Annotated in this window: 25 protein-coding genes and 1 tRNA gene; 11 read left to right on the top strand and 15 right to left on the bottom strand. The window is 42.1% G+C overall.

Going from position 1 to position 25,381, the window contains the following annotated elements:
* Nucleotides 1–123 precede the first annotated feature (123 nt).
* Complete coding sequence (locus ID165_RS23445; RefSeq protein ID WP_192347843.1) at nt 124–336, top strand: hypothetical protein; 213 nt, start codon at nt 124–126, stop codon at nt 334–336.
* A 38-nt stretch (nt 337–374) separates the two neighbouring features.
* Entirely contained in the window at nt 375–1,991 is a 1,617-nt protein-coding gene (locus ID165_RS27180; RefSeq protein ID WP_370539766.1) for a recombinase family protein, read from the top strand.
* Here the strand turns inward: ID165_RS27180 and ID165_RS23435 are convergent.
* Nucleotides 1,951–2,023, bottom strand: a tRNA-Met gene (locus ID165_RS23435). The genes ID165_RS27180 and ID165_RS23435 overlap by 41 nt on opposite strands.
* A 144-nt stretch (nt 2,024–2,167) precedes the next feature.
* Between ID165_RS23435 and era the strand changes: the two genes are divergently transcribed.
* The 4 genes from era to ID165_RS23415 all read left to right on the top strand — a co-directional run bounded on the left by era (nt 2,168) and on the right by ID165_RS23415 (nt 5,338).
* Nucleotides 2,168–3,061, top strand: coding sequence for a GTPase Era (gene era, locus ID165_RS23430; RefSeq protein WP_192347842.1), 894 nt, complete (start codon nt 2,168–2,170; stop codon nt 3,059–3,061).
* A gap of 2 nt (nt 3,062–3,063) precedes the next feature.
* Nucleotides 3,064–4,377: a ribosome biogenesis GTPase Der gene (gene der, locus ID165_RS23425; protein WP_192347841.1), complete on the top strand. Its 1,314-nt coding sequence runs from the start codon at nt 3,064–3,066 to the stop codon at nt 4,375–4,377.
* A gap of 77 nt (nt 4,378–4,454) precedes the next feature.
* Nucleotides 4,455–4,652: a hypothetical protein gene (locus tag ID165_RS23420; RefSeq protein WP_192347840.1), complete on the top strand. Its 198-nt coding sequence runs from the start codon at nt 4,455–4,457 to the stop codon at nt 4,650–4,652.
* Between the two features lie 62 nt (nt 4,653–4,714).
* The gene (locus tag ID165_RS23415; protein WP_192347839.1) at nt 4,715–5,338 is read left to right on the top strand and encodes a SprT-like domain-containing protein; all 624 of its coding nucleotides are present in this window, start codon (nt 4,715–4,717) and stop codon (nt 5,336–5,338) included.
* Between the two features lie 59 nt (nt 5,339–5,397).
* On the opposite strand, the gene scpB is transcribed toward ID165_RS23415, so the two are convergent.
* The 4 genes from scpB to ID165_RS23395 form a co-directional block, all read right to left on the bottom strand.
* Complete coding sequence (gene scpB / locus ID165_RS23410) at nt 5,398–5,958, bottom strand: SMC-Scp complex subunit ScpB (protein ID WP_192347838.1); 561 nt, start codon at nt 5,956–5,958, stop codon at nt 5,398–5,400.
* A gap of 3 nt (nt 5,959–5,961) precedes the next feature.
* The gene (locus tag ID165_RS23405; protein ID WP_192347837.1) at nt 5,962–6,345 is read right to left on the bottom strand and encodes a TraR/DksA C4-type zinc finger protein; all 384 of its coding nucleotides are present in this window, start codon (nt 6,343–6,345) and stop codon (nt 5,962–5,964) included.
* Between the two features lie 163 nt (nt 6,346–6,508).
* Nucleotides 6,509–6,679, bottom strand: coding sequence for a hypothetical protein (locus ID165_RS23400; protein ID WP_192347836.1), 171 nt, complete (start codon nt 6,677–6,679; stop codon nt 6,509–6,511).
* Nucleotides 6,680–6,738: 59 nt separating this feature from the next.
* Nucleotides 6,739–9,261 carry a lamin tail domain-containing protein gene (locus tag ID165_RS23395; protein ID WP_192347835.1) on the bottom strand — a complete coding sequence of 841 codons (2,523 nt, stop codon included), beginning with the start codon at nt 9,259–9,261 and terminating at the stop codon, nt 6,739–6,741.
* Between the two features lie 174 nt (nt 9,262–9,435).
* Between ID165_RS23395 and ID165_RS23390 the strand changes: the two genes are divergently transcribed.
* Nucleotides 9,436–10,425 (top strand): aspartate-semialdehyde dehydrogenase, encoded by a 990-nt coding sequence (locus ID165_RS23390; protein ID WP_192347834.1) that lies wholly within the window; start codon nt 9,436–9,438, stop codon nt 10,423–10,425.
* Nucleotides 10,425–11,618 (top strand): class I SAM-dependent methyltransferase, encoded by a 1,194-nt coding sequence (locus tag ID165_RS23385; RefSeq protein ID WP_192347833.1) that lies wholly within the window; start codon nt 10,425–10,427, stop codon nt 11,616–11,618. The genes ID165_RS23390 and ID165_RS23385 overlap by 1 nt, the downstream gene beginning before the upstream one ends.
* Before the next feature lie 195 nt (nt 11,619–11,813).
* On the opposite strand, the gene ID165_RS23380 is transcribed toward ID165_RS23385, so the two are convergent.
* On the bottom strand, nt 11,814–12,080 hold the full coding sequence (locus tag ID165_RS23380) for a DUF4834 family protein (RefSeq protein WP_192347832.1): 267 nt from the start codon (nt 12,078–12,080) through the stop codon (nt 11,814–11,816).
* Nucleotides 12,081–12,103: 23 nt separating this feature from the next.
* On the bottom strand, nt 12,104–14,923 hold the full coding sequence (carB, locus tag ID165_RS23375; RefSeq protein WP_192347831.1) for a carbamoyl-phosphate synthase large subunit: 2,820 nt from the start codon (nt 14,921–14,923) through the stop codon (nt 12,104–12,106).
* A gap of 284 nt (nt 14,924–15,207) precedes the next feature.
* On the opposite strand from carB, the gene ID165_RS23370 reads away from it, so the two are divergent.
* Complete coding sequence (locus ID165_RS23370) at nt 15,208–16,203, top strand: sugar kinase (RefSeq protein ID WP_192347830.1); 996 nt, start codon at nt 15,208–15,210, stop codon at nt 16,201–16,203.
* Between the two features lie 98 nt (nt 16,204–16,301).
* Nucleotides 16,302–16,961: a bifunctional 4-hydroxy-2-oxoglutarate aldolase/2-dehydro-3-deoxy-phosphogluconate aldolase gene (locus ID165_RS23365; protein WP_192347829.1), complete on the top strand. Its 660-nt coding sequence runs from the start codon at nt 16,302–16,304 to the stop codon at nt 16,959–16,961.
* 52 nt (nt 16,962–17,013) lie between these two features.
* Here the strand turns inward: ID165_RS23365 and ID165_RS23360 are convergent, their stop codons facing one another.
* The 7 genes from ID165_RS23360 to ID165_RS23330 form a co-directional block, all read right to left on the bottom strand.
* Nucleotides 17,014–17,520 (bottom strand): GNAT family N-acetyltransferase, encoded by a 507-nt coding sequence (locus ID165_RS23360; RefSeq protein ID WP_192347828.1) that lies wholly within the window; start codon nt 17,518–17,520, stop codon nt 17,014–17,016.
* 100 nt (nt 17,521–17,620) lie between these two features.
* The gene (locus ID165_RS23355) at nt 17,621–18,442 is read right to left on the bottom strand and encodes a BF3164 family lipoprotein (RefSeq protein ID WP_192347827.1); all 822 of its coding nucleotides are present in this window, start codon (nt 18,440–18,442) and stop codon (nt 17,621–17,623) included.
* A gap of 147 nt (nt 18,443–18,589) precedes the next feature.
* A complete protein-coding gene (locus ID165_RS23350) occupies nt 18,590–18,961 on the bottom strand; it encodes a hypothetical protein (protein ID WP_192347826.1) in 372 nt (123 codons plus the stop codon).
* Between the two features lie 109 nt (nt 18,962–19,070).
* On the bottom strand, nt 19,071–20,174 hold the full coding sequence (locus ID165_RS23345) for a 6-bladed beta-propeller (RefSeq protein ID WP_192347825.1): 1,104 nt from the start codon (nt 20,172–20,174) through the stop codon (nt 19,071–19,073).
* A gap of 979 nt (nt 20,175–21,153) precedes the next feature.
* Entirely contained in the window at nt 21,154–21,591 is a 438-nt protein-coding gene (locus ID165_RS23340) for a UPF0158 family protein (protein ID WP_192347824.1), read from the bottom strand.
* Nucleotides 21,592–21,686: 95 nt separating this feature from the next.
* Entirely contained in the window at nt 21,687–22,334 is a 648-nt protein-coding gene (locus ID165_RS23335) for an alpha/beta hydrolase (protein WP_192347823.1), read from the bottom strand.
* Between the two features lie 4 nt (nt 22,335–22,338).
* On the bottom strand, nt 22,339–22,821 hold the full coding sequence (locus tag ID165_RS23330) for a cytidine deaminase (RefSeq protein ID WP_192347822.1): 483 nt from the start codon (nt 22,819–22,821) through the stop codon (nt 22,339–22,341).
* Nucleotides 22,822–22,941: 120 nt separating this feature from the next.
* Here ID165_RS23330 and ID165_RS23325 point away from each other — a divergent pair, with 120 nt between their 5' ends.
* On the top strand, nt 22,942–24,282 hold the full coding sequence (locus tag ID165_RS23325) for a saccharopine dehydrogenase family protein (protein WP_192347821.1): 1,341 nt from the start codon (nt 22,942–22,944) through the stop codon (nt 24,280–24,282).
* Nucleotides 24,283–24,327: 45 nt separating this feature from the next.
* On the opposite strand, the gene ID165_RS23320 is transcribed toward ID165_RS23325, so the two are convergent.
* Nucleotides 24,328–25,380, bottom strand: coding sequence for a DUF4249 domain-containing protein (locus ID165_RS23320; RefSeq protein ID WP_192347820.1), 1,053 nt, complete (start codon nt 25,378–25,380; stop codon nt 24,328–24,330).
* Between the last annotated feature and the right edge of the window lies 1 nt (nt 25,381).

Genomic DNA, 25,381 nt, shown 5'->3' with positions numbered 1-25,381 from the left:
TACAAATATGTTTTGATATTTTTTGTATTATCAAAACTTTTTTATACTTTAGCTTACATCTGATGTAGGAATGGAAGGGAATTGGCGTGGTGTAAAGCCACGTTGTGAGTTAAACGGAACAGTGTGATGAAGGGTGGTGTGAATGGAGTGTTTCGTCAAGGATATGACAGGCAGAAAGATATAACTATTGAGGAGGTAAAAGCTTGCGGGGTCTTCGCCCATTTCACAGACGAGGAAGCGCAGCAGGTGGTGGACGCATTGAGGAGGTTTACGGAAGTTGTATTTGATTGCTATAAGAGGAAACAATTGGCCTTGCAGCAAACATCGGATAACTGATGCTGAATTACGTCTAATACCTCAAAAAGTGGATCTATATGGGTGATATTTCTATTTTCCAGGCCTTTGGAAAAGGGGAGTCAACCGCACAAATGAAAGCGGGGACCAACTGCGTTATCTATACAAGGGTAAGCTCAAAAGAACAAGCCGATAAAAACCTGAGCCTGGAAACCCAGCGAAAAGCATGTGATGATTATGCAAGGAAACATAATTATGTTGTCCTTGCGAATTTTGGAGGCACCTATGAAAGTGCTCAAACGGATGAACGCAAGGAATTCACTTCCATGATAGCATACGTGAAAAGGTGCCGGGAAAAGGTATCCTATATTATTGTTTACAGCCTTGAGCGTTTTTCCCGGAATGACAATTCTATCTGGTTGAGCGGGCAGTTAAGAAAACTGGGTATTGAGATCATATCGGTTACCCAGCCAATTGACACTTCTAACCCGGCCGGAAAAATGCAGCAGAAAATGCTATTCCTGTTTGGAGAGTTTGACAATGAACTCCGTAAGCAGAAGTGCATGGCAGGGATAAAAGAAATGCTTTTGCGTGGCGATTGGCCGACCAAGCCCCCTCTGGGGTTTGATACGGTTAAGGTCAATGGCAAACGGAAAATAGTCATTAACAGCAAAGGGAAATTACTGCGACAGGCGTTTATATGGAAAGCCGAAGAAGGACTCGCCGTCACGGCCATCCGCGACCGTCTGAAAGAAAGAGGGTTGAAAGTAGACCATCGCAGGTTATCAGAAATTTTCAGAAACCCATTCTATTGCGGGCTTATCGCACATAGGATGCTGGAGGGAGAAGTGGTGCCGGGCAATCACGAAGAACTGGTTTCCAAAAAGCTTTTCCTGCGTGTGAATGGCATAATGGATAAAAATACACATGGCTATACTATCCAGGAAGAAAATGACGCTATACCGTTAAAGCGGTTCCTCCTATGTGATAGTTGCGGGAAACCTATGCGGGGGTATATTGTCAAGAAAAAAGGCTTGTATTACTACAAGTGCTGTACAATAGGTTGTTGTAACAATAAAAGCGCAAAATGGCTGAATACATATTTTGCCAACATCCTGGAGTATTTTAAACTGGACATCACCCCGGAAATGACCATGCTGATCAGGGAGCAGGCAATTGCCACATTTAACAAATTTACCAAAGGCAATGAAGATGAGTTTAAGCTGCTGTACGACAAGAAAAAAGAGCTGGATAAGAAGATTGAACGGTTGGAAGACCGCTTTATTAATGAGGAAATAGATAAGGATTTGTACTATCGATATATTGAAAAATTTAAATCAGAAAAAGACGAAATAGAGCAACAAATTGCAAAAGCATCGGAAAAGGTGTCGAACCTTGATGAAGTTATTGATCTGACTATGGAATATGCCTCAAAACTGCCTGCTAAGTGGCATTCCAGCGACTATATCACTAAGCAAAGTATCCAGCGATTGATATTTCCGGAGGGTATTAGCTATAACAGGAAAACAGACAAGTGTCGAACCACCAGGATAAATTTTGCGTTTTCGTACATTGCTTATTTACAGCAGGTTATGGGTAAAAAAGAAAGAGGCATACCCGAACTTAATCTGGATTATGCCTCTTTTGCCGATTTAGTAGCGGGAACAGGACTCGAACCTGTGACCTTCGGGTTATGAGCCCGACGAGCTACCAACTGCTCCATCCCGCGATATATTTTTAATTCTAAGAATTTCTAACTTTAAGCCCTTCCGGCTGTCAATCCCGCTCCTGGCTGCTAGCCTTCTCCGATATTGTGGTACAAAGGTAAGGAGAAACTCTACAAAATCAAGTACCTTTGTAAAAAATTTCTACAATGGATTCACAAAAACATCAAGCAGGCTTCGTCAACATCATAGGAAAACCAAATGTGGGCAAGTCTACATTGATGAATATCCTTGTGGGTGAGCGAGTTTCGATCATAACTTCTAAAGCGCAGACCACACGCCACAGAATTGTAGGCCTGACAAATTCCGAAAACTATCAAATAGTTTTTTCCGATACTCCCGGAATGCTCAAACCTCAGTACGAACTTCAGAAGAATATGATGAGTTTCGTAAACATCTCTCTGGAAGATGCGGACATTATCCTTTTTGTCACCGATCTATTCGAAACAGACGCGGATATTGAGCATGTGATCGAGAAAATCAACGAGTCCGAAGTCCCCGTATTATTGGTCATCAATAAAATTGATCTAGCAAAACCGGGGCAATTGGAGGAAGTAACTGCCTACTGGACATCCAGAATCAAGTCAGAACTTGTCATTCCTATTTCTGCAGGAGAAAAATTCAACACAGAAAAAATCATGCAGGAAATCTTGGACAGACTACCTGAACATCCTGCATTTTATGACAAAGAGGAACTTTCCGATAGATCAGAACGGTTCTTTGCCTCTGAGATCATCCGTGAAAAAATCTTTGAGAATTATAAAAAAGAGATTCCATATAGCTCTGAAGTCTCTATCGAAGACTTCAAAGTGAAAAAAAACATAATCAGCGTCCGTGCAATCATATACGTCGAGAGGGATAGCCAAAAAGGAATCATCATCGGCGACAAAGGCGCTGCGCTGAAAAAAGTAGGAATACAAGCCCGTGAAGAACTGGAAAAGTTCTTCGGCAAGAAGGTCTTCCTCGAAACCTTCGTGAAGGTGGAGCAAGACTGGAGAAAAAATAAACTGAAACTGAAAAAATTTGGGTACGACCCAACCTAATCATGGCAAATATAGTAGCGATAGTAGGAAGGCCTAACGTGGGCAAATCCACTCTTTTCAACCGTCTGGTAGAAGAACGCAAGGCGATTGAAGACAATATGAGCGGTGTCACCCGTGATCGTCACTACGGACACGCACAGTGGGCGGGGAAGTTCTTCTCGGTAATTGACACCGGCGGATACGTCACAGGCTCGGAAGACATGTATGAGGCGGAAATCCGAAAGCAGGTAAAGCTTGCCATTGAGGAAGCGGATGTGATTCTTTTCATTGTGGATTGTCATACGGGTCTTACTGATCTGGATAGCGAATTTGCCAAGGAACTCAGAAGTAGCAAAAAGCCTATTTATGTCGTCGCAAATAAGGCGGATAACCAAGAAAAAAGTTTTGCAGCCCATGAATTTTATTCGTTGGGGGTAAGTGACTTCGAAGTCTACCCGGTAGCTTCTGCTAGCGGAAGTGGTACAGGCGAGCTTTTGGATGCCGTGATTACCCATTTCGAAGAAGAAGGGGTTGAAGATCCCGATGCAGACACTCCCAAGATTTCAATTCTGGGAAGACCGAACGTGGGAAAATCATCATTCCTGAATGCACTGATAGGCAAAGACCGCTCCATCGTAACAGATGAAGCCGGTACTACACGAGACTCTATCCATACACGTTATCAGCTCTATGGGCAGGATTTTATCATCACAGACACTGCCGGGATCAGAAAGAAGTCCAAGGTGACGGAAGATGTAGAGTTCTACTCTGTCATGCGTTCTTTAAGAACTCTGGAAGAGTCGGACGTAGTGATCGTAATGGTGGATGCCACAAGGGGTCTTGAATCCCAGGACATGAACTTGATTTCCCTTGCCATCAAAAACAACAAGGGCGTGATGATCATGGTAAACAAATGGGATTTGATCGATAAGGATCATAAAACCATGGGAAAAATAAAGGATGATATGTTGGAGAAATTGGGAGAAAACAAATGGATTCCGATCATCTTCACCTCTGTGCTCGAAAAGCAAAGAATCTTCCAAGCAATAGAATTGGCAGTGAAAGTCTACGAAAACAAAACCCGGCGTATCCCTACTTCCAAGCTGAACGATGTGATGCTTGCCGAAATAGAACGCTATCCCCCACCCGCATGGAAAGGGAAGTACATCAAGATCAAATATTCCACCCAACTTCCGACAAAAAATCCAGTGTTTGCATTCTTCTGTAACCTGCCCCAGTACATCAAATCCCCCTATACAAGATATCTGGAAAACAGACTCCGTGAAAACTTTGATTTTGAAGGAGTTCCGATCAAAATTATTTACAAAAACAAATAAAATATATTTAAACGGTCTATTGTTTTATTGATCAAAACTGTAATACCTTTGCTGTGTAATTAAGAAAACCACAAAAAATGAAAAAGGTATTTGCAATTTTCGCAATCGCTAGCATGTTCGCTGTAGCTTCATGCGGTAACAAAGAAGTAAAAGAAGAGACTGTTGAGACTATCGAGGTAGTTGAAGAGCCTGTTGTAGAGGAAGAAATCATCATCGAAGACGCTGATACTACTGTAGTAATAGACAGCACTGATGTTATTGAGCCAGCTCAATAATTCTTCCTTTTCTAAATGCATTGAGCTCCGCATTGCGGGGCTCTTTTTTTGTATTTTTCGGTATGAGCGGGTCTGAAAAACTAAAGGAAATACTGGCACAAAAAATTCCTACTGCTGCCATCAATTATGCAGTCGAACTTTGGGAAAAAGAACCTTTTTCATTTAAAACTACAGCATCCCGAAAGACAAAACTTGGGGATTTCAGGTATAGAAGAGATCGTCAAATCCAGACCATCACGATCAATGCAGATCTTAACCCCTTCCAATTTCTGCTTACTTATATCCACGAAGTAGCACATCTTCATGCCTTCGTAAGATTCGGAATGGAAATTCCTCCACATGGGAGAGAGTGGAAATCGACTTTTCAGAAATTAATTTTTCCCATTCTCTCAACCGATTTTTTTCCTATAGACTTATTGATTCCTCTACGCAAGTATATGAAAAACCCGAAAGCCAGTTCGGCTGCGGATCTTTTTCTAATGAAGGAAATGAGCAAATACGATGACAGAAGTGCCAGCCCAGATATTGTTTTCCTATCCGACATAAAACCCGGAAGCCGATTTTTACTTTCCGGAAGGGAATTTGAAAAAGGAGAAACAAGAAGGACAAGAGTACTATGCCATGAAGTAAAATCCGGCAAAAAGTACTTGATCGCCCAACTGGCCAAAGTAAAATCGTTAGACTAAAGGATTTTCAGGTTTCCTCCCAAACCTTCTGCTTACTGTCACTGATCTCTGCAAACTCATTAATCCCGCTCCTCTCCTATCTGGTTTTCCGGTTGCGAAAAATCTTTTGGTTGAGGCAGATCTTTCAGAGAATTAATACCAAAGTACTCCATAAACTTGTCCGATGTGCCATAGAGCAAAGGTCTGCCTAGTCCATCTGATTTGCCTTTGATATCAACCAGCTCTTTCTCCAGAAGCTTCTGTACCGAATAGTCACTATTTACCCCCCGGATTTGCTCAATATCACCTTTGGTTACGGGTTGCTTATAAGCTATAATCGACAAGGTCTCCAATTGCGCAGTTGACAGTCTCTTCTGCGATTGCTGCCGGAGAAGAATACCAATCGACGTTTGATAAGCAGGTTTGGTCAAAAACTGATACCCACCTCCCAAATGCTCCAGCTGAAAAGAAAATTCCTCTGATTGGTATTTTTCGCTCAAGCCATTGATCGCTTGATCCACATGATCGCCCGGAATCTCAGCTTCAAACATCTCACTCAAACACTTTATTATCTCTGCCTTGGGTAAAGGTGTCGGAGCACAAAAAATCAATGCTTCAATATGTCTATGGAGAAAGTCCAAAACTTATTTTTTAGCAAGTTTTGCTTCTATGGAATGCATTGTATGCGGTACCGCCATCAATCGCTCTTTAGATATCAGCTTGCCTGTATCTACACATACACCATAGGTACCGTTCTTAATACGAATCAAAGCATTCTCTAGGTTGTAGATGAACTTCTGCTGTCTTGCAGCCAGTTGATTTTGGCTCTCACGCTCCAGCGTATCTGCACCGTCTTCAAGCAATTTCGATGTAGAAGCGGTAAAATCTGTTCCACTATCATTCTTTTTACTTAATGACTCCTTCAGTGAAAGTAATTCCTCCTTTGCGCTTTCAAGTTTTTTCTGAATAATTACTTCGAATTCTTTCAATTCTTCCTGAGAATATGCGGTCTTTTCTTCCTTGCTCATAGCCTGCTAAAATTAGATAATAGTATTGGGACGGATCTTTTTAGAATTAGTTCTCTAAAATACATGGACACGTTGGATTTCCAAGAAAATTATTTCTAACTGTGACCTCTGCGAAAACCTTAGTGTCCTCAGTGGAAAAACTAAACTTTCACAAAAAAAGCCATCATGCCACGGCTTTCTCTTCTAATATGATTTTTTTTAATCTACTCTGGAGAACCAATGCATCAGCATCTATCCGATACTTCATATTCAAGTACTGAGCAACCTCCTTGAGGTCTTTGCCATTCTGCAGGTGAATCAGCTGCAGAGCTTGGCCAATAAGGTCTTTTTCCATGGTCTAGGGGTGTTACGCTTTTTAAGATACTGTTTTCTACTTTTTAAAATAGAAAAAAATTAAAATTTTGTCGCAATCACGATGGTTTTTCTGATCACCCTTATCCGCCCCGACAAGTCATACAACTCCACTAATAAGACATAATAGCCAGGCCGTACAATTCTTCCACCACTATCTGTTCCTGTCCAAGAGAACAACCCTGATGCCCCCAATAATTCATTTTGTGCCAATACCTGAATCAACTGGCCAGCAGTGGAATAAACTCTAAAACTCCCTATCCAACCAGTCTGGTCAAGTTCATATCGGATAGTAGTAAATGTGTTTCCATTACTTCCTTCCGGGTCAAACACCTCAGGATAGATTTGAATCAAATCTCCTTCAAATTCTCCGACAATCACCTGAGAGTTCTTTCGCCCCGGCGTCGCATACTCTTCCATCGCAGAGGCGGAATGCCAGTTCACAGGCAAAGAAGCTGGAGAGTCAACAGAAAGACGCTCTAGTGAAACACCCTTCGAATCTCTCAACAGAGGATGGTGAAGGTTTTCTGAATACGCAAATGACTCTGCAACCTTTCCCGCAGAATCCAATAACACAACTGTACCACCGGCGATCGGGTAACTTGGGAGTGCTGCAATTTTGACATACGATCCAGATGCTGACTTAGGAAAATCAAGTTTTAGCATATCAGGGTCGGTAGTGATTGCCAAGAAACCCCGTGGGTAAAGGATTAATGAACTTGCACTGAGTTGCCTAACATGCTCTATTTCTCCCGAATTATCAAGACGCGCAAGCTTCCAGCTTTTAACTTCAAGGTAATTATCAGTCACATTAATCAATTCTACAAATTTCGGAGAGCCTGTTTTCGGATTGAATAAAAGCTCATTTATCAAAACATCCCCAATTTCAGCCTGCACAGGCAGCACAAGCTGCACAGGCTCTACTTGGACAAACTTATTTCCTGAGCAATCCATCAAGCCGCTTATGCTCAACTCATACACCGTATTGGGGAAAACTTCCTGAGAGAAAACAACATGGACTTGCCCGGAGCCTGACAGGATCGTAGTATCTATCTCCAAACTTGGTTCAAATAAAAAATTAGACTTGCCAAAACCCGGTAGTAGTGGTTTTGAAAAATTCAATTGCAGGCTTCCTGCAGAAGTGAATTCATAGGAAGCTAGAGCAGGAGGACTTTCATCAGGCGACAAGTCAAAGACTGAATTTTGTCTTCCTGGTGTTCCCCTTATTGGATCAACAGATGGAACTAGAAATTCACTTTGCTCACAGGCATAAAACGGATTGGTAACTTCCAAACTGTAACCTCCACCCGCAAACTCACTTCCTCCCCAGCTATTTGTAGAATAGGAAATGATGTCAATCAGATTTCCCCGATCGTCTTTTAAACTTAGCTGATCACCTGAATTCAACAGAGTAGGCCAACTTCTTATAGGAATTACTTTTCCATAATCCTCCAAAAATGCAGCTTGATTTTCAGCAGCCAGAAGCAGGAATTCTCCCGGTCGAATCCATTCTTCTTGTAAATTCACGGTGGATCTGGAATTAGACCAAGATATTCCGTCAAGCCTGATCTCGTATTCTCCTGCATGATAAACCTCCACATATTCTACATTCGGAAGATCGAGGTCAGGTTTGGGAGCAGGCATGAGTTCGTTGATCACAAGCATTTTGGAAGGAATAAAAGTAGGATCCCAAAACTGAAAGGAAATCAGCGTATCGCGAAGGAAATTTCCATCCAAATCAGGAATTTGTGAAATCCCTACATCATACGTCTCTCCCATTTCCAGCTTTTCTTGAAAAGTCAAATACACTAAAGAATCAGAATTGAGTTTAGCACTTACGGGCTCCTGTCCAGCCAGCCTATAGTTGATAAGAAATTCAGAAAAGACGGGATCCAATGCTTCATCAAATTGAATCTCAACTTGTTTTTCATCATAACCACGGACATGCTTGACCTTTGGGGGAGTTTTATCCTCTACAATTTCCCCAAAGTCAAAATCATCCATCAGCCATTTTGCACAAGTCCCTGTACCTGGTCCGTAGCGGATTTCCAGACGGAGAAAAACTTCCACATCTTCAGAAAAATCATCCGGCAAGACCAACTCAAACAACCTAAAATCCTGATCTTCATTACCAAACTCCATTGCTCCTCCTAAGATTTCCCGCTCATAATAATCTCCATCCAATTCCCTTCCCAAGCTATAATAAACCTCCGCAGCTCTGTTGCCAGAGCCATTTTTGACTGACCTGGCCCAGAACCGCACTTTTGGGGCATTGAGGTTTTGTGGCGAAAGTCTAATTGTAATTTCACCATTGAAAGAAGAAATAGGCTGCACTGCCAAAGCTTTGCTTCCATTTCTACCTAGTCCATTTGCCTGATAAATACGGGAAGAACTACCCCTGAGCTCATTCGCATACCAGTCGGGCAAAAATTCATTGGGATAATTCTGGACGACAAATTCACTTTCAAAATCCTGGCTCAGATTGTTAACCTGAGCTTCCTCTGAATCACTCTGCACGAAAACAGAGAAATAGATCAATTGCCAAATAAAAAATAAGCCTGCCATATCCTTGTCAGATAAAAAGTGTAACCTAAATATACTAATCAAAATTATCTCAAACTATGCTTTATGTTGATTTTTATGGGGTTTTGATTAAAATTTTTGGGGGACAGGCCTGAAAATGAATCCGTAGCACTTACTTTTGTGCTTCAAAAATTTTCAACAACTACTTAAAATCTGATGAAATTAGCAGTGGTAGGAGCTACCGGCTTGGTAGGCTCAGAAATCCTAGAGGTGCTCGCAGAGCACAATTTCCCTTTTGACGAACTTCTATTAGTCGCCAGCGAGCGATCAGTAGGTAAACAGATCGAATACAAGGGTAAACCCTACACTGTTATCGGTCTTGCTGAGGCTGTTTCATTGAAACCTGAGGTGGCTATTTTTTCAGCTGGCGGGAGCACTTCCACAGAATGGGCTCCTAAGTTTGCTGAAGTAGGTACTATTGTCATCGATAATTCTTCAGCCTGGAGAATGGATCCGACCAAAAAACTGATCGTTCCGGAAATCAACGCAAAAGAACTGACCAAAGAAGATAAGATTATCGCAAATCCAAATTGCTCTACCATCCAAATGGTATTGGCTCTGGAGCCTTTGCGCCAGCGCTACGGCATCAAAAGAGTAGTGGTATCCACTTACCAGTCGGTGACAGGTACGGGCAAAGCGGCAGTGGATCAGATGATGGCTGAGCGTGCAGGCGAAACCCCAGAAATGGTCTATCCGCACAAAATCGACATGAACGTACTTCCCCATATAGATGTGTTCCAGGACAACGGCTATACAAAAGAGGAAATGAAGATGATCAAGGAGACCAAGAAAATCTTCAGTGATGATACAATCCAAGTAACTGCAACTACAGTGAGAATCCCAACTATGGGTGGCCACTCGGAGGCAGTAAACGTGGAGTTCAAAGAAGACTTTGATTTGGCTGAGGTTCGTGAATTGCTGGCTGCAGCTCCGGGAGTAATCGTACAGGATGACCCGGCCAACTTCATCTACCCTATGCCGATCACTGCGCATAAGAAAGACGAGGTATTCGTAGGCCGCTTGAGAAGAGATGAATCTCAGGCGAATACGCTGAATATGTGGATTGTAGCTGACAACCTTAGAAAAGGCGCAGCAACCAATGCAGTACAAATCGCTGAATACGCACTCGCAAACGGCTTGATTTAATGGATTTGACCCAATATCATCGGGCCGACTTCCAACAATTTGTGCAGGATCATCTTACCGAAGATCCTGCACTTTTGCTTTTTAGGCATCAGGGCAAAACTGATTTTGACCTAAAGGCAGCCGTACAACAGATCTCAGCAAGACAAAAAGCAGCCAAGAAACTTCCTACTTGGACATCCAAACCTGAACTGATCTTCCCCCCTTCTATTTCTTTGGAGCAAAGCTCATCCGAGCAAACTGCTGAATTTAAGGCCAGGAAGAGAAAAGGTCAGCTGATGATAGATCTCACTGGAGGATTTGGAGTGGATAGTTATTTCTTAAGCAAGCATTTTGAAAAAGCCATTTACTGCGAGCAGCAGGAGGAACTGGCGGAGATTGCAAAGCATAATTTAGATATTCTTGCCCCGTCTAAATTCACTATCGCAACAGGTAACGGACTGACCTTTTTGGTTCAGACTGAACACCATTTTGACCTGATCTATGCTGACCCTGCACGTAGAGGAAAAGGCAACCAAAAGCTTTACAAACTGGCGGATTGCGAGCCTGATGTGGTCAGCTCATGGGAAATGATGAAAAGCAAAGCCGACTCGATTTTGTTGAAAGTATCGCCTATGCTGGATATTTCTCAGGCACTCAGTGAGCTTCCTGATATCAGGAAGGTGCAAGTGATTTCCGTAAAAAATGAAGTGAAAGAGTTGCTCTTACACTGGAGCAAAAGCTCTTCGGAATTTCCTTTGGCAGTAGAAGCTATTGATCTGAGTGGCAGGGAAACTTGTTTTTCATTTGAGCCAAGCGAGGAAGAAGAAATTACTTCAAAGTTCGGGAAAGTAGACAAGTATTTGATTGAGCCATTTTCAGCAGTATTAAAGGCTGGGGCATTTAAGACATTTGGAGAACGATTTGGCTTGAGAAAACTAGACCCAAATAGCCACTTGTACACTTCATCTGAAGTTCCGAAAGAAATCCCCGCTAGAATATTCCAAGTGATTCAGGAAGTACAGCCCAAGAAAACTGAGATTAAAAAGTTATTTCCTTCAGGAAAAGTGAATGTAATTACCCGAAATTACGCCACAGGTTCTGAAATTTTGAAGAAAAAACTAGGAGTAAAAGACGGTGGGGAAGATTTTTTGATCGGCACAAAAACCCAAAGCGGATTCAAGGTTTTTTGGTGTAGCTTGGCTAAGCTAGAATAAAGAACTTCGGATAGGCTTTAAGTTTCTAATCCCAGCCAGGATAGCTCATAGCACTCAATTGCCATAACAATCCAAATGAAGTAAATAAAAAAAGCTTCACTAGTCCGGCATGTGGGGAAGAAGGACAACACATTGAATCTGCTGACTTTGCGAAAACTTAGCGCACTTTGCGGCTAAAAAGAAAAAAGTGAAGGATCACTCCTTCACTTCTTCATAATCGACGTACTCACCGCCTTTAATATCCTTGTGAATCTTTTCTTGTTGCCGTTTTGGGACATAATCCACGACTACCTCATCCTTCGGGGTAGAAGCATGCCGCTGGGCACGTTGCTCCTCCCTGGCCACTTCATTCACCTGCTGGGCAAACTTAGCCAATTTGCTTCGAAGGAAATATCGGATTAGCTGGCCCAGAAGCCAGCCAATCCCTAAAAGAATAACTACAAATTTTAATAATCCGCCCATCGGCTCTTTTTTTTGGTTCGAAATTATCTACTCAGATACAGATTTCTCTCTGCGTAGATTTTCAAGAAATAATCATCCATCAGATCATCGATAAAGTAAATCGCTTCACCGGTGGATTTCATTTCAGGACCCAATTCTTTATTTACTTTCGGGAATTTATGGAAAGAGAAAACAGGCTCTTTGATAGCATAACCTTTCTTGTAAGGTTTGAATTCAAAATCGGTAACTTTTTTCTCTCCCAACATCACCTTTACGGCGTAATTCACATAAGGTTCTCTATAAGCCTTGCAAATAAACGGCACTGTACGGGAAGCTCTCGGGTTTGCCTCGATGATATAGACCTTATCGTTTTTGATTGCAAACTGAATATTGATCAATCCGACAGTTCTCAGGGCAAGGGCAATTTTCTCCGTGTATGTTTCGATCTGGCGAATCACCAAATCTCCCAAGTTATATGGAGGAAGTACGGCGTAAGAATCACCTGAGTGGATTCCCGCAGGCTCAATATGCTGCATGATTCCGATGATATATACATTCTCCCCATCACAAATCGCATCAGCTTCCGCTTCAATAGCCCCTTCCAGAAAGTGATCGAGCAGAATCTCGTTATTGGGAATATCTCTCAGCACATCCACCACATGCTGCTCCAGTTCCTTCTCATTGATCACGATCTTCATCCCTTGACCACCCAACACGTAGCTGGGACGTACTAAAAGAGGAAATCCTATCGTCTTACAAAGCTCTAGCGCTTCGTCAGTATTGTGAATCGTTCCAAACTCAGGATAAGGAACATCCAGATCTTTCAAAAGAGACGAAAATCTACCTCTGTCTTCAGCCAAATCCAAAGCCTCGAAGCTTGTACCGATAATCTTGATACCGTATTTCTCCAGCTTCTCAGCAAGCTTCAAGGCAGTCTGCCCTCCCAGCTGCACGATCACACCCTCAGGCTGCTCGTGAAGGATGATCTCGTAGATATGCTCCCAGAATACCGGCTCAAAGTAAAGTTTATCCGCAATATCAAAGTCCGTTGAAACCGTCTCCGGATTACAATTGATCATGATCGTCTCATAGCCACACTCCTTAGCCGCCAAAACTCCATGTACACAAGAGTAATCGAATTCAATTCCCTGACCTACGCGGTTCGGACCAGAGCCTAGTACTACTACTTTTTTACGGTCTGATTTTACAGATTCATTTTCAGATCCAAAAGAAGAGTAATAATACGGAGTCTTAGCTTCGAATTCTGCTGCGCAGGTATCCACCAATTTATACACACGCTTGATGCCCATTTCCTTGTATCGCTTGTCGAAAACTTCGCTTTCCAAGCAATCAAACAGGTGCGCAATCTGGCGGTCAGCATAGCCTTTACGTTTAGCCAGGTCCATCAATTCCACAGGAATTGTATCTAACTTATATTTCCCTATTTCCTTTTCCAAGTGGATCAATTCCTCAATCTGCTTCAAGAACCACTTGTCGATCTTGGTCAGATCCTGGATAGTACGGAAGGAAATCCCAAGCTTGAATGCATCATAGATATGGAAAAGTCTGTTCCAGCTGGGATTGGCCAAGGAATACAAAATCTCATCCTGATTACGTAGTTCTTTGCCATCTGCCCCAAGACCATTTCTCTTGATCTCAAGAGACTGGCAAGCTTTCTGAAGTGCTTCCTGGAAGTTTCTTCCAATTCCCATCACCTCTCCTACTGACTTCATCGACAGTCCTAATCTCCTGTCAGCCCCCTTGAACTTATCAAAGTTCCAGCGTGGCACTTTCACGATCACATAATCTATAGAAGGCTCAAAAAATGCCGAAGTTGTTCCGGTAATTGAGTTTTTCAATTCATCCAGGTTGTAACCTATAGCTAACTTAGCCGCTACTTTTGCGATAGGATATCCGGTTGCTTTAGAAGCCAAAGCTGAAGATCGGGAAACCCGTGGATTGATCTCGATACCGATGATTTCTGAGTTATCCGGGCTAACCGAGAATTGTACGTTACATCCTCCTGCAAAATTCCCGATGCTGTTCATCATCGTGATGGCATAATTTCTCATGCGCTGATATGTGGTGTCAGGCAAGGTCATCGCAGGAGCCACCGTGATAGAATCACCTGTGTGCACACCCATCGGATCAAAGTTCTCGATAGAACAGATCACGATCATGTTGCCGATATTGTCACGCATTACCTCCAGCTCGTATTCTTTCCAGCCAAGGATACTTTGCTCTATCAACACTTCATGAACCGGGGAGGCCTGAAGACCTGCTGAAAGTGCCTTTTCAAAATCTTCAGCAGTTTCCACAAAAGCTCCACCGGCACCTCCTAAAGTATATGAAGCTCTGATGATAAGCGGGAAGCCTATTTCTTGGGCGATCTCTTTGCCTTGAAGAAAAGAGGTGGCAGTAGCTCCTTTACATACTCCCACACCAATTTTTTCCATCAGGGCTTTGAATTTCTCACGATTTTCGGCTGTATCGATGGCGTCTATATCTACACCGATCATTTTCACATCGTACTTAGCCCAAACACCGCCTTTTTCGCAATCAATGGCTAGGTTCAAGGCTGTCTGCCCACCCATGGTAGGAAGAACTGCATCGATATCCGGATGATCTTTAAGAATTTTAACGATGGATTTTTTTTCCAAAGGAAGCAAATAGACATTGTCGGCCGTGACAGGATCAGTCATAATAGTCGCCGGATTCGAATTGATCAGCGTGACAGTGATCCCTTCTTCGCGAAGTGATCTGGCTGCCTGTGAGCCTGCGTAATCAAATTCGCAAGCTTGACCAATGACAATGGGACCTGAACCAATGATGAGAACGTGCTTTATACTGCTATCTTTAGGCATTAGAGAGGGAGATTGAAGAGAAAGTTTTGCTTAAGTCCAAATTGGGGCAAAATTAGAAAAATATTCTGAAGAGGCACGGTAAAACCCTAAAGAAATCCAAACCCCCATTTAAATACGTTGCAATTTTCATTTGGAACTATTCAATTTTTGGCAAAGAATTGAGCTGGTTTTACTTGGTAAACCAATAAATGGCGTTTATTATTGTCTAATCATTAAGATCAAGAGGATTTTAATTTATCATTCCTATTTTTCCGATAAATCCAAAATAGTAAAACAGTCTATAGATGAATAAAAGAATAATCACGCTTGGTGAAATCATGCTCCGCCTATCCACTCCGGGGCATGAACGCTTTGTAAACACACAATCCTACGAAGTAAACTACGGGGGTGCAGAAGCAAATGTGGCTGTTTCCCTCGCCTATTGGGGATTATCTGCCGCCCACGTGACTTCATTCCCAGATCACGAAATCGCCAAAGCGGCGGTAAGCGGGCTTAGATTTGCCGGAGTAGACACTTCATTTATTCGCTATAACGAGGGAAGAATGGGGGTCTACTTTGTCGAAAACGGAGCCATGCAGCGCTCCTCAAAAATCATCTATGATCGCTTTGATTCGGCATTTGCCCAAGTCAATGTGGAAGATTTTGATTGGGAAACAATATTTGAAGGTGCGGACTGGTTTCATTGGACAGGAATTACTCCGGCTATTTCCCAATCCGCCGCAGATCTTTGCAAAGCTGCAGTACTCGCCGCTTCTAAACTTGGTGTGAAAATAAGCGCAGACATCAATTACCGCAGAAATCTATGGCAATATGGCAAAGGTCCTATGGACATTATGCCGGAATTGATAGCCCCTTCTCACCTGATTATTGCCGGGCTGACAGACTTCGAAAACTGCATGGGAATCAAAGAGACAGACTACCTGCAAGCCTGTGAAAAAGCAAAAAGAATGTGTCCTTCCCTAAAATATGTTTCAACCACACATCGTGATTCAATCAGTGCTTCTGAAAACAACCTAGGCGGAGTTCTTTGGAATAGAGAATCTTTGCTGGAATCCAAAACCTACGAGATGACCCACATCGTGGATAGAATTGGGGGCGGCGATGCCTTCATGGCAGGGCTGATTTATGGCTTACTTAACCTAGATGATCAGGGCGCATTGGATTTTGCGGTTGCCGCCTCGGTATTGAAGCACTCTATTCCGGGAGATGCAAACTTCGTCTCTATCGATGAGGTCAATCAGCTTGTGGAAGGAAAAAATGTCGGTAAACTTTTACGTTAAAAAAAATATGAAATCGAGCATGACTCAAGAGGCACACACTAGTATGATTATCAACCATGCGAGATTCCATGTGACCATAAAAAATCAAATATAAACGCATGAAATTTTCACAAAGTGACATGTTACAAGCCATGAGTGACACAGGAATGATCCCTGTGTTCAATCATGCAGATATAGAAGTGGCAAAAGGAGTTCTTAATGCATCCTATAAGGCTGGAATTCGCGTGTTTGAATTCACCAACCGGGCGACAAACTCCCTAGAGGTGTTCAGAGAGCTTTGCACATACGCATCCAGGTATCCCGATATGGTCATGGGTATCGGCACCATCTTCACCACCGAAGATGCAAATGTCTTTATAGATGCAGGAGCAGATTTTATCGTTTCTCCGGCTTTGATCCCGGAACTGGCTGTGTTTTGCAATTCAAAGGAAGTTTTTTGGATTCCCGGATGTGCTACCATGTCCGAGATATTTCAGGCAAAAAAATTAGGAGCAACCTTGGTCAAAGCTTTTCCCGGAAACGTCGTGGGCTCAGCATTTGTGGCAGCCGCCAAGTCTGTCTATCCTGAGCTTCATGTCATGCCCACAGGTGGTGTAGAGCCTACCGAGGAAAACCTCAAGGAATGGTTTGATGCAGGAGTGTATTGCGTGGGGATGGGTTCACAACTTTTCAAGAAAGACTGGATCAAAAATCAGCAATTTGATTTGCTGGAGAATAAAATTGCGGATACACTTCAAGTGATAAAAAAAATCAAGTAAACAATGTAAGTGGTAAGCCGAATTCAGACTACTTACCACTTACACAACACTTTTATTTTTTCGGATGGGTGATTAACTCATAATACTGTTCCAGCATTGGCACTCCAAAATTCATCGATTTCATTTCGCTGATCTTACGAAAACCCATTCTTTCATACAAACTGACTGCGGCATCCAGCCCTGATGTAGTGTACAAATAAGCAGCTTCGTAGTTAGCTTCCTTGTAGAACTCCATCCACTCTTTCATCAGCCTGCTTCCTATTCCCAGTCCACGAAACTCCTTTGCCAAAATAAAATACCGCAACTGAGCGCTATTTGCCGGGCGATGCATAAGTAATACAAAACCTATCATTTTTCCTTCACTCTCCACCACCCATACGCGATCCTTTTTCAAATTGTACGCCCAATAGAACTCCAGCAAGCTTTCCATGACATAGGCTTCAAAACCCAATCCAAAGTCATGTTCTTCGGAATAGACTTTACCATGCAAGGCAGCCACCTGCCCTAGATCACCGGGCTGGAGTGTATTTCTGATCATGTAATTGACAGGCTCTTGCATGCTATCAAAATATAAAAAAATGATGAAAAAAATCTCTGTACCTAAATAAAAAAGGAACCCATCGCTGTGTTCCTTTGTAATGAGGGTTAAGTACATATCATTACAAAAACTCTTCAGGAAGCTCAAAAACAGCTATCCCGGGATCTTCATCCGTAGTAATCCCATAGATTTTCTTAAGATTTGAGTCTACGACCAATCCTCTTATGGATATATCTAGATTTAACTTTCCCACTACATCACCGGAATGAGTTAGAATATAGATGGTTTTGGCAACTTCATTTGTCTCAAAAATTTCCTGTTCGTTAAACCCACCGTATAGATTATATATGTATTTTTCATCTATATAAATATCCCGATGACCGTATTTGTTTTCTATATCAAAAATCACAGATGAATTTGCCCCACCTTGTACAATTTCAAATTTTGGCAGTTCTACCCTTGGCCCCTCAACTATCGTAAATTTTTTATCATTATAGTCAAATATTTCTATCTTATCCCGATACACACCTGCGGTGACAAACAGTCCTAGTTTTCTATTTGCTTTGAACCATCCTTTATTAATTTGCCCCAGATGATAATTTATTATAGGATCGCTGTAATCAATCAAGTGATCCGCATCAGGGATTTTCTCCCATGTCCCGTAGCCCGCTACCCTTTTCCCATCCTTTAAAGAAATTTCCACCAGCCGGTTTGGGTCAATGGACTTTAGTCCCAACACAGTACTATCCGTTGCATGAAACATTCTATACACTTCATACAACCCTTCTGGCTGCTTGTATTGATGAATGCCCAACAAAGATGTATCAGTGAGTGAAAAATCGGTGAGCGTCTTGCTCATACTACTATAAACTGTAAACGTTGAGTCATTAGGCCCAGATTCCACCAAAGCCGGTGTTTTTTTTGCAGAAGGTAAATATTTCATGTAATTGGATTGATCGGTTAAACCATAGGACTCTATTGCAGATATAGCCGTAACCATCCTGACTTCAACGGCCAGCTTCCGGAGAAGCAGGATAATTGCGCAGCACTAGATGAGAAAATGTACTTTCATGCTAATTACTGAAGTATGTTAGTTTTCGGCAGACAAGGCTGTAAGCGTTTCATCAAAATTTTTGAGAGATGGATTTGAAAAGTCAATAATCTCACCATCTCTAACTACAAAAGATATATTTGTTAAATTGTTATCTCGAATATTTCCTTTTCTGAACTCTCCTTCAATATCAAATAGGATAGGGTATGGAAAATCGTTTGACGACATCCACTCCTTTAATCCAGTAGTGTCACTTCCTGAATAGTAAAAAATTAAGTCAAATTCTGGATGGTCATCATGACTTTCCTCCCATGCATAATTTAAGAAAGACCATTTGCTAAAAGAGGTTGTATAGGTAACTACCTGATAAATACCTTCAGTCGAACCTAAATGGTATTTTGTTTCTGGCACAGATAAAAGCTTTACATTCTGCGTATGATAAATTTAGATGAATTCGTTTTTCGAGTTCTCAGAACTGGTGCAACTACAAGGAAAAATAAAAATTATCAGAAATGAAGTGTTATAGACTAGGGATTTGAGCATAAATGATAGCTGGGTTATCTTCTTCATTAATAGTGTCAATAATAGTTAAGGCTTCCTGAGAAAGATTCAAATTTCGTCTATTTTGAACTAGGTATGGTGCATAGCTAATGAATAGTATCGTATCATTTTCTAATCCTATTGGCGTCAATAGATGCCCATTAATTTCTGTGGCTACTTTAATTTTTCTAACTTTTTTTGAATCCTTATATAGGATAACAATTTCTTTCCAAATCTCACCTTCTTTTTGAATAAAGACATCAAAAATAGCATAGTGACTGTTTTCAGCTACGAATTCAATATTTGCAAAACCATTTTGGTCAATCATTTCAAACCCAGATATAGCATCCATTTCCCAATACGAGTCTGGGACTCTCAATTCTCCAAAGTTAAGTTCATATTTTAGATCAGGCCCATCAGCAGTCATTGTATATACTGCTGGCTTGAATGACTCCCTAAATAAAATTTCTCCATCCCCTTTAAAAAATGAGGGTTCACTTAGAGGTATCATATTCTCGTTAAAATTATTCTTGAGATGCTTATTGAGAACAGTACCGCTGGAATCGATTGATAATAACCGGTATTCTCCAGCCACCTTATTATAACCAGAATATAATAAGTACCCACCCTCTTCGTTTTTCCAGAAAGTAAAGCAATTGAAAGGATATTGAGTTTGTGCCAACAAACTATTATCACTTGAATAATTGGAAATTTTTATTTCATCACCAAGGTTAGAAAGGGCTATTATTTCATCCCCTTCAAGTGAAAAGTCCAATAAATTAAACAGCTGTCCTGGGGCTTCTCCTCTTTCTGCAACATATCCGATTGACTCACCTTTCCAATTGAAACCATGGATTGCATCAGAATTGTCTTTGCCCAAGATCCAAATACAATCATTGTTATACTTTACATTGAGATATGAACCTAGGAGATTTGACTGAGTTGAAGCAAGGGGTATTAACTTTGTAATTAATAGCGTATCTGAAATTGGATCAATCTCAGTTAGGTTCAAAACCCCAGTCACATCTTGCTTTCTGTTGCAGGAAAGAAATATGCAAAAACAGATTGTAAGTGCTTTGTACATTTTAATTTAATAGAAACGATACATTTTAATTTAAAAGAAACGCCAATCATACACTCTTGATTGGCGTTCACTGATTTATTATTAACAAGTTGAGCAAGAAGCTCCTCGGCAACTTTCTGCGGTATGCTCCGACCTGCAGTTATCCAAGGACATAGTACCACCATTACATCTAGCCATATGCATATAGCAAGGGCCTGGGTCATTAGCCTTAGCGCTCGAAGGATTGCCTACAAAGAATGTGAAGGACATTGCCATCATTCCCAAGCTGAGACCGAATACTTTCATTTTGTTTTTCATAAGATTATTTTGGTTAAAAGAATAGTTTAAACTAAAAAATATTATGATTGCTTGCGATTTTAGATACATAGCCGGTGTTTTTTTTTGCAGAAGGTAAATATTTCATGTAATTGGATTGATCGGTAAAACCATAGGGCTCTATTGCAGATATAGCCGTAACCATCCTGACTTCAACGACCAGCTTCCGGAGAAGCAGGACAACTGCGGTTAATGACAGAACTGCCTTATCAAAACATTTATTAAGAAAACTTCCGACAGAGGGATGAAAGTGCAAATTAAATCCAGCTTCCGGAGAAGCAGGATAACACAAAAATAAGATTTCGACTGCGCTCATCCAGACAACTTCGACTTCATTAGACAATTATATCTAAACTGCGCCCTCTGCGTAAACCTCCGCCTCCTCTTGTGATTAATAACAGTATCATCACCTCACGCACGCCAAATGTCACACCGCCTATGTGAGTGTCTCCACTCACAGGATCAAAATGACTTAGCAATGGAAGTAAGAAAATATGAGGGAGATGTCCTGAGTGTCTTCACTCACGACTGCAAAGGGAATGTCAAACTAAAGAAATGCCGTGAGTGGACACCCACGGCGGCAAACTTTCAATTATTTTCTTTGCGCTTTCTTCGCGCTCTTAGCGGTTAAACAAAAAAACCGACCAAATCGGCCGGCTATCCTTTAATCTTCGGTGAAATTAAAGCTATCAACCTGCTCCCTGATCCAGTCATGGTACTTTTCCCTGCGGAATTCTGTCCACTCGGCTTTGTACTTGGAATCCTCTATCAAAAACTTAAATGCAGTATTTGCCTTTGGCTTGGTCAGGGAACTAACCAAATCTTCCGCAAGATTTCTTTCTTTGACCCGCCGATCTATAAAGTCCTGCATCATCTGATGCTCTTGGGCCGGCTCCATCTGGGTAAACTCGGCATAATTGTCCGGGTTTTCCTCAATTTCATCCAGTACATCTTCTTCCGCCTCAGTCAGATCATAATTGTAATAATCCTCATCATCCGGCATCTGATGAATTCTTTTCTTATCGATCTGATAGAAACAGATCATTCCTTTGAGTAATTGTGTTGAGATAAGGTCTATCTCCTTTTCGGTAAGGGAAAGCATTGATGGTTTACAAAATTTTCAGAAAAATAGTGAATGTCGAATTCTGATCAAACTCTATTGTTAATTAAGCGATTGAAGTGCCAATATAGTTGGATTTACCCACTTGAATCAAGAATTCTTGAAAGCAATTCAGCATCAATTTCGTGCCCTCCGGAAAAAGTTGTCCTTTTTACCTTTTTACCCAGATTTCTGATCAATTCTTCCTGTATTTCAAGGCTTTCCGGCGTGACAAATTCGTCCCGATCTCCTAGGACCAACATAATTTCGGTTTGTGAAAATTTCCCCCGTGCATCATCCAAAATCATGTCTTGGGCAAAACCTCCGGCCCAAAGCACCAGCCGACTCACTTCACCTGTCCATCTACTTGCCCAACGTGTGGCGGTAGCCGCTCCCTGTGAGAATCCCAGCACATTGATTGATGGCATCTCACTATACAGCGAAAGTAGCTTATCCATCAAAAGATCCAGGTAAGTGTGATTGTTTTGGATGGCTACTTCCCGTTCATGCTTTGTCATCCAATTCGCGCCCACTCTCCCCGAAAATCCATTGAGATAATTGTAATTGGTCGCTTCAGGAGCTACAAAGAGCCGATCAGAGGATTCAAAATTCTGGAACTTTCTGATGAAAAACCCGGCCAATTGCCCATATCCATGCAACACCAGCCAGATCTCCTTCTCTTGGAAAGTAGGTTCATGTGAAACTGAATAGTGCGCCTGATACTGAAACCTGATACTTTTCTTCAAAACTCTATGCGTTCAGATCGTCAAATTTGAAAGGTAAAAGCGTCTGGATTCCCTGGAATCGGAATACGGAGCCATCGGGATTTTGAATAAGAATCGTGATTGGTTGATTAAATCTCATTTCCACTTCGTTGATTGTCTGCCGACAAAGTCCGCAAGGCGAAACTCCCGCCCAGATCTTATCTCCTTTTCTGCGCGCCACTATTGCGATTTCCTTCACTGCAAGATCCGGGAAGTTTGCCCCCGCATAGCCAAGCACCAGCCGCTCAGCACAAACTCCCACGGGGAAACTTACATTTTCCTGATTACTGGACTGTAGAATTTCACCGGATTCTAGCCGGACAGCTGCTCCCACATGAAAGTCGGAATAAGGCGCATAGGCTTTTTCTGACACTTTTCTCGCCCTCATCATCAGCTGCTGCTCTTCAATAGTCAGTTCCTCCCATGCCAGTTCTTCAAACTCAGCTTCTATCTTTATTTTCTTACTCATCTTTCTCTAATTGGAGTTTTCCTAACGATTAAGGTAGGAAATTGTTCCCTCTAATATTCTCCCCACAATTTTTTACCCTAAAATATATTCTCGATTTTAGACCGAGTAACTTTACATACGATGCATACAATTCTGATTTTAGGCGGTGGAAAATCCGCCATTTTCCTGATCGATTTCCTGGCAAAAAGCTGCCAATCAAAAGACCGACAATTAATCTTGGCGGATATTGATCCTGATGCAGCAACCAAAAAACTTAAAAATCAGCCAAATACCCAAGCCCACCAACTGGATATTGAGAATGTGGAGTCCCGACAAGCACTTATCCAAGAAGCCGATGTGGTGATTTCCATGCTGCCTGCTTCTATGCATCCATTGGTAGCAAAGGATTGTCTGCACTTTGGAACCCACTTTTTCTCGGCTTCTTACGAATCTGAAGAAATGCGCGAAATGAAATCGGAAATCGAAGCAAAAGGCTTGTTTTTTCTGAATGAATGTGGGTTGGATCCGGGAATCGACCACATGTCTGCCATGCAAATCATCCATTCCGCAAAATCAAAGGGAGAGGAAATCATCTCTTTCAAATCCTACTGCGGCGGACTTCTGGCACCGGAATCAGAGGATAATCCCTGGAAATACAAGTTCACCTGGAACCCAAGAAACGTCGTGCTGGCAGGTCAGGGAACTTCCCGCTACATAGAAAATGGCGATTTGAAATTTGTCCCTTATCATCAGCTTTTCAACCAGCTAGAAACTATTCAATTTCCCGGACTGGGAGATTTTGACGGCTACCCCAATCGGGATTCGCTCAGCTATAGACGGGTGTATGGACTGGAGAAAATCGGAACCATGATCCGCGGGACTTTAAGAAGATCAGGCTTCTGCAAAGCTTGGAACATCTTCGTACAACTGGGGATGTGTGACGATGGTTTTCAGATGAATCTGCCCGAGGGAACAACTTTGAGACAATTTTTGAATGCATTCCTGCCTTATGATCCAACGCTTTCCGTAGAAGAAAAACTCGGGAATCTGATCCCTGATTTTGATTTCCCAACATGGGAGAAAATCCAATGGTTGGGATTTTTCGGAAATGACCTGCTGCCACTGACAAAGGGCTCTCCGGCTGTTATTCTTCAGGCAATTCTTGAGAAAAACTGGAAGCTTTACCCAGAAGACAAAGACATGATCGTAATGCAGCACCTCTTCCAAATCAAATCTGCCGAAGGCATCAAAGAAATCCGATCAAGTCTGGTATGCTTTGGTGAAGATGCCACTTACACAGCCATGGCAAAAACGGTGGGGCTTCCGCTGGCAATTGCTGTTGACCTATTTCTGGATGGAAACATTAAACTGAAAGGTCTCCACGTCCCCGTGTTTCCTGAGATTTATAATCCGGTTTTGACAGCGTTGAAAAATCACGGAATCAGCTTTCAAGAGCAGGAGAAGCTATATGATCCTACCTGAGTTTTTGAGGTAATCCTATCCACGCTAACTTATTTCGCCCTTCCACTACTCTTCGGGATTCCAATCCGCAGGAGGATTAACTACTGAATCATCCACCTCTCTGCAGTCGTCCGGGACACCCCCTACATTCTGTCTAAAATCAAGTTCCGTACCCTTGATATACACACGCTGGGAAGTCTCCCCGGCAGCAATAAAATAACCCAGAACCACCTCGTCAGGATCATCCAAGCTAACCATGTTTCCCCGGATACTTGCCGGAGGTGGATCAAATACAGAACCACTGGTCTCGGATTGCTGCTTTACCAAGCGGAGAAAACGGTACGCCTCGGCAGTAATGCTGAGTTGCCTTAAATCCACACGGAATGTATTCACAAACCGTAATCCATCATCGAGAATAAACCCCGCTTTTACTCTTGTCCTTAAGCCATTGAAATTTTCATCACTTGCAATAAAAAATGAATTATTGCCTGTAATTTCTGATTTGTAGCAGACAGCGCAACAGCCTTTGGGAGCCGGAGCCTTAGTCAGCGGGTCAATGTATAGCTCAGGCCTGGTTTCCAGCACGTAAGTTGCCCTACTGTTTCTCCAGTAATAGAAGTTGCTTTCCTCTGCAGGATCATCTACTTCCACTATAAAACCCACCCCGGAAGCATCATTTATTTCTCCTTCCACAGGAATTCGTTCACTTTGATAAGTAAGGTTTCCGATAGGTGGAACATCTTTTACCAGCTCAGGAAGCGAAGTATATACCTTGCCGTCGAGCAATTGAATCTGTAATGTATAAGACCTTCCCACTATAGCCGCAAAATCCGCCGGCGTATAGTAATTGCCCCGGCTTCCTACATTCTCCCCGAGAAAAGTGACATTCCCCAAATCATCCTTCACAATCACCGTAGCCCCCGTGACCGGTTCTATTACTCCTTCAAATATACTCCCATAGGTATCACTTCTCGTCAACCGGACGGTATGCGTCCCTACCTTGCTGGTAATTGTCCCCTCCACTGTCAAAAGCTGAAGACCTTTATCCACTCTTGTCTCGTAAGGATCGATACAAGAAGCTGCCGCAAGCAAGGCAATATAAATGAGCTTTTTATACATG

Source organism: Algoriphagus sp. Y33, from assembly GCF_014838715.1.
In the GTDB taxonomy this organism is placed as follows: domain Bacteria; phylum Bacteroidota; class Bacteroidia; order Cytophagales; family Cyclobacteriaceae; genus Algoriphagus.
The sequence above is the reverse complement of the archived record's forward strand: the minus strand, read 5'-3'. Positions and strand labels throughout refer to the sequence as shown.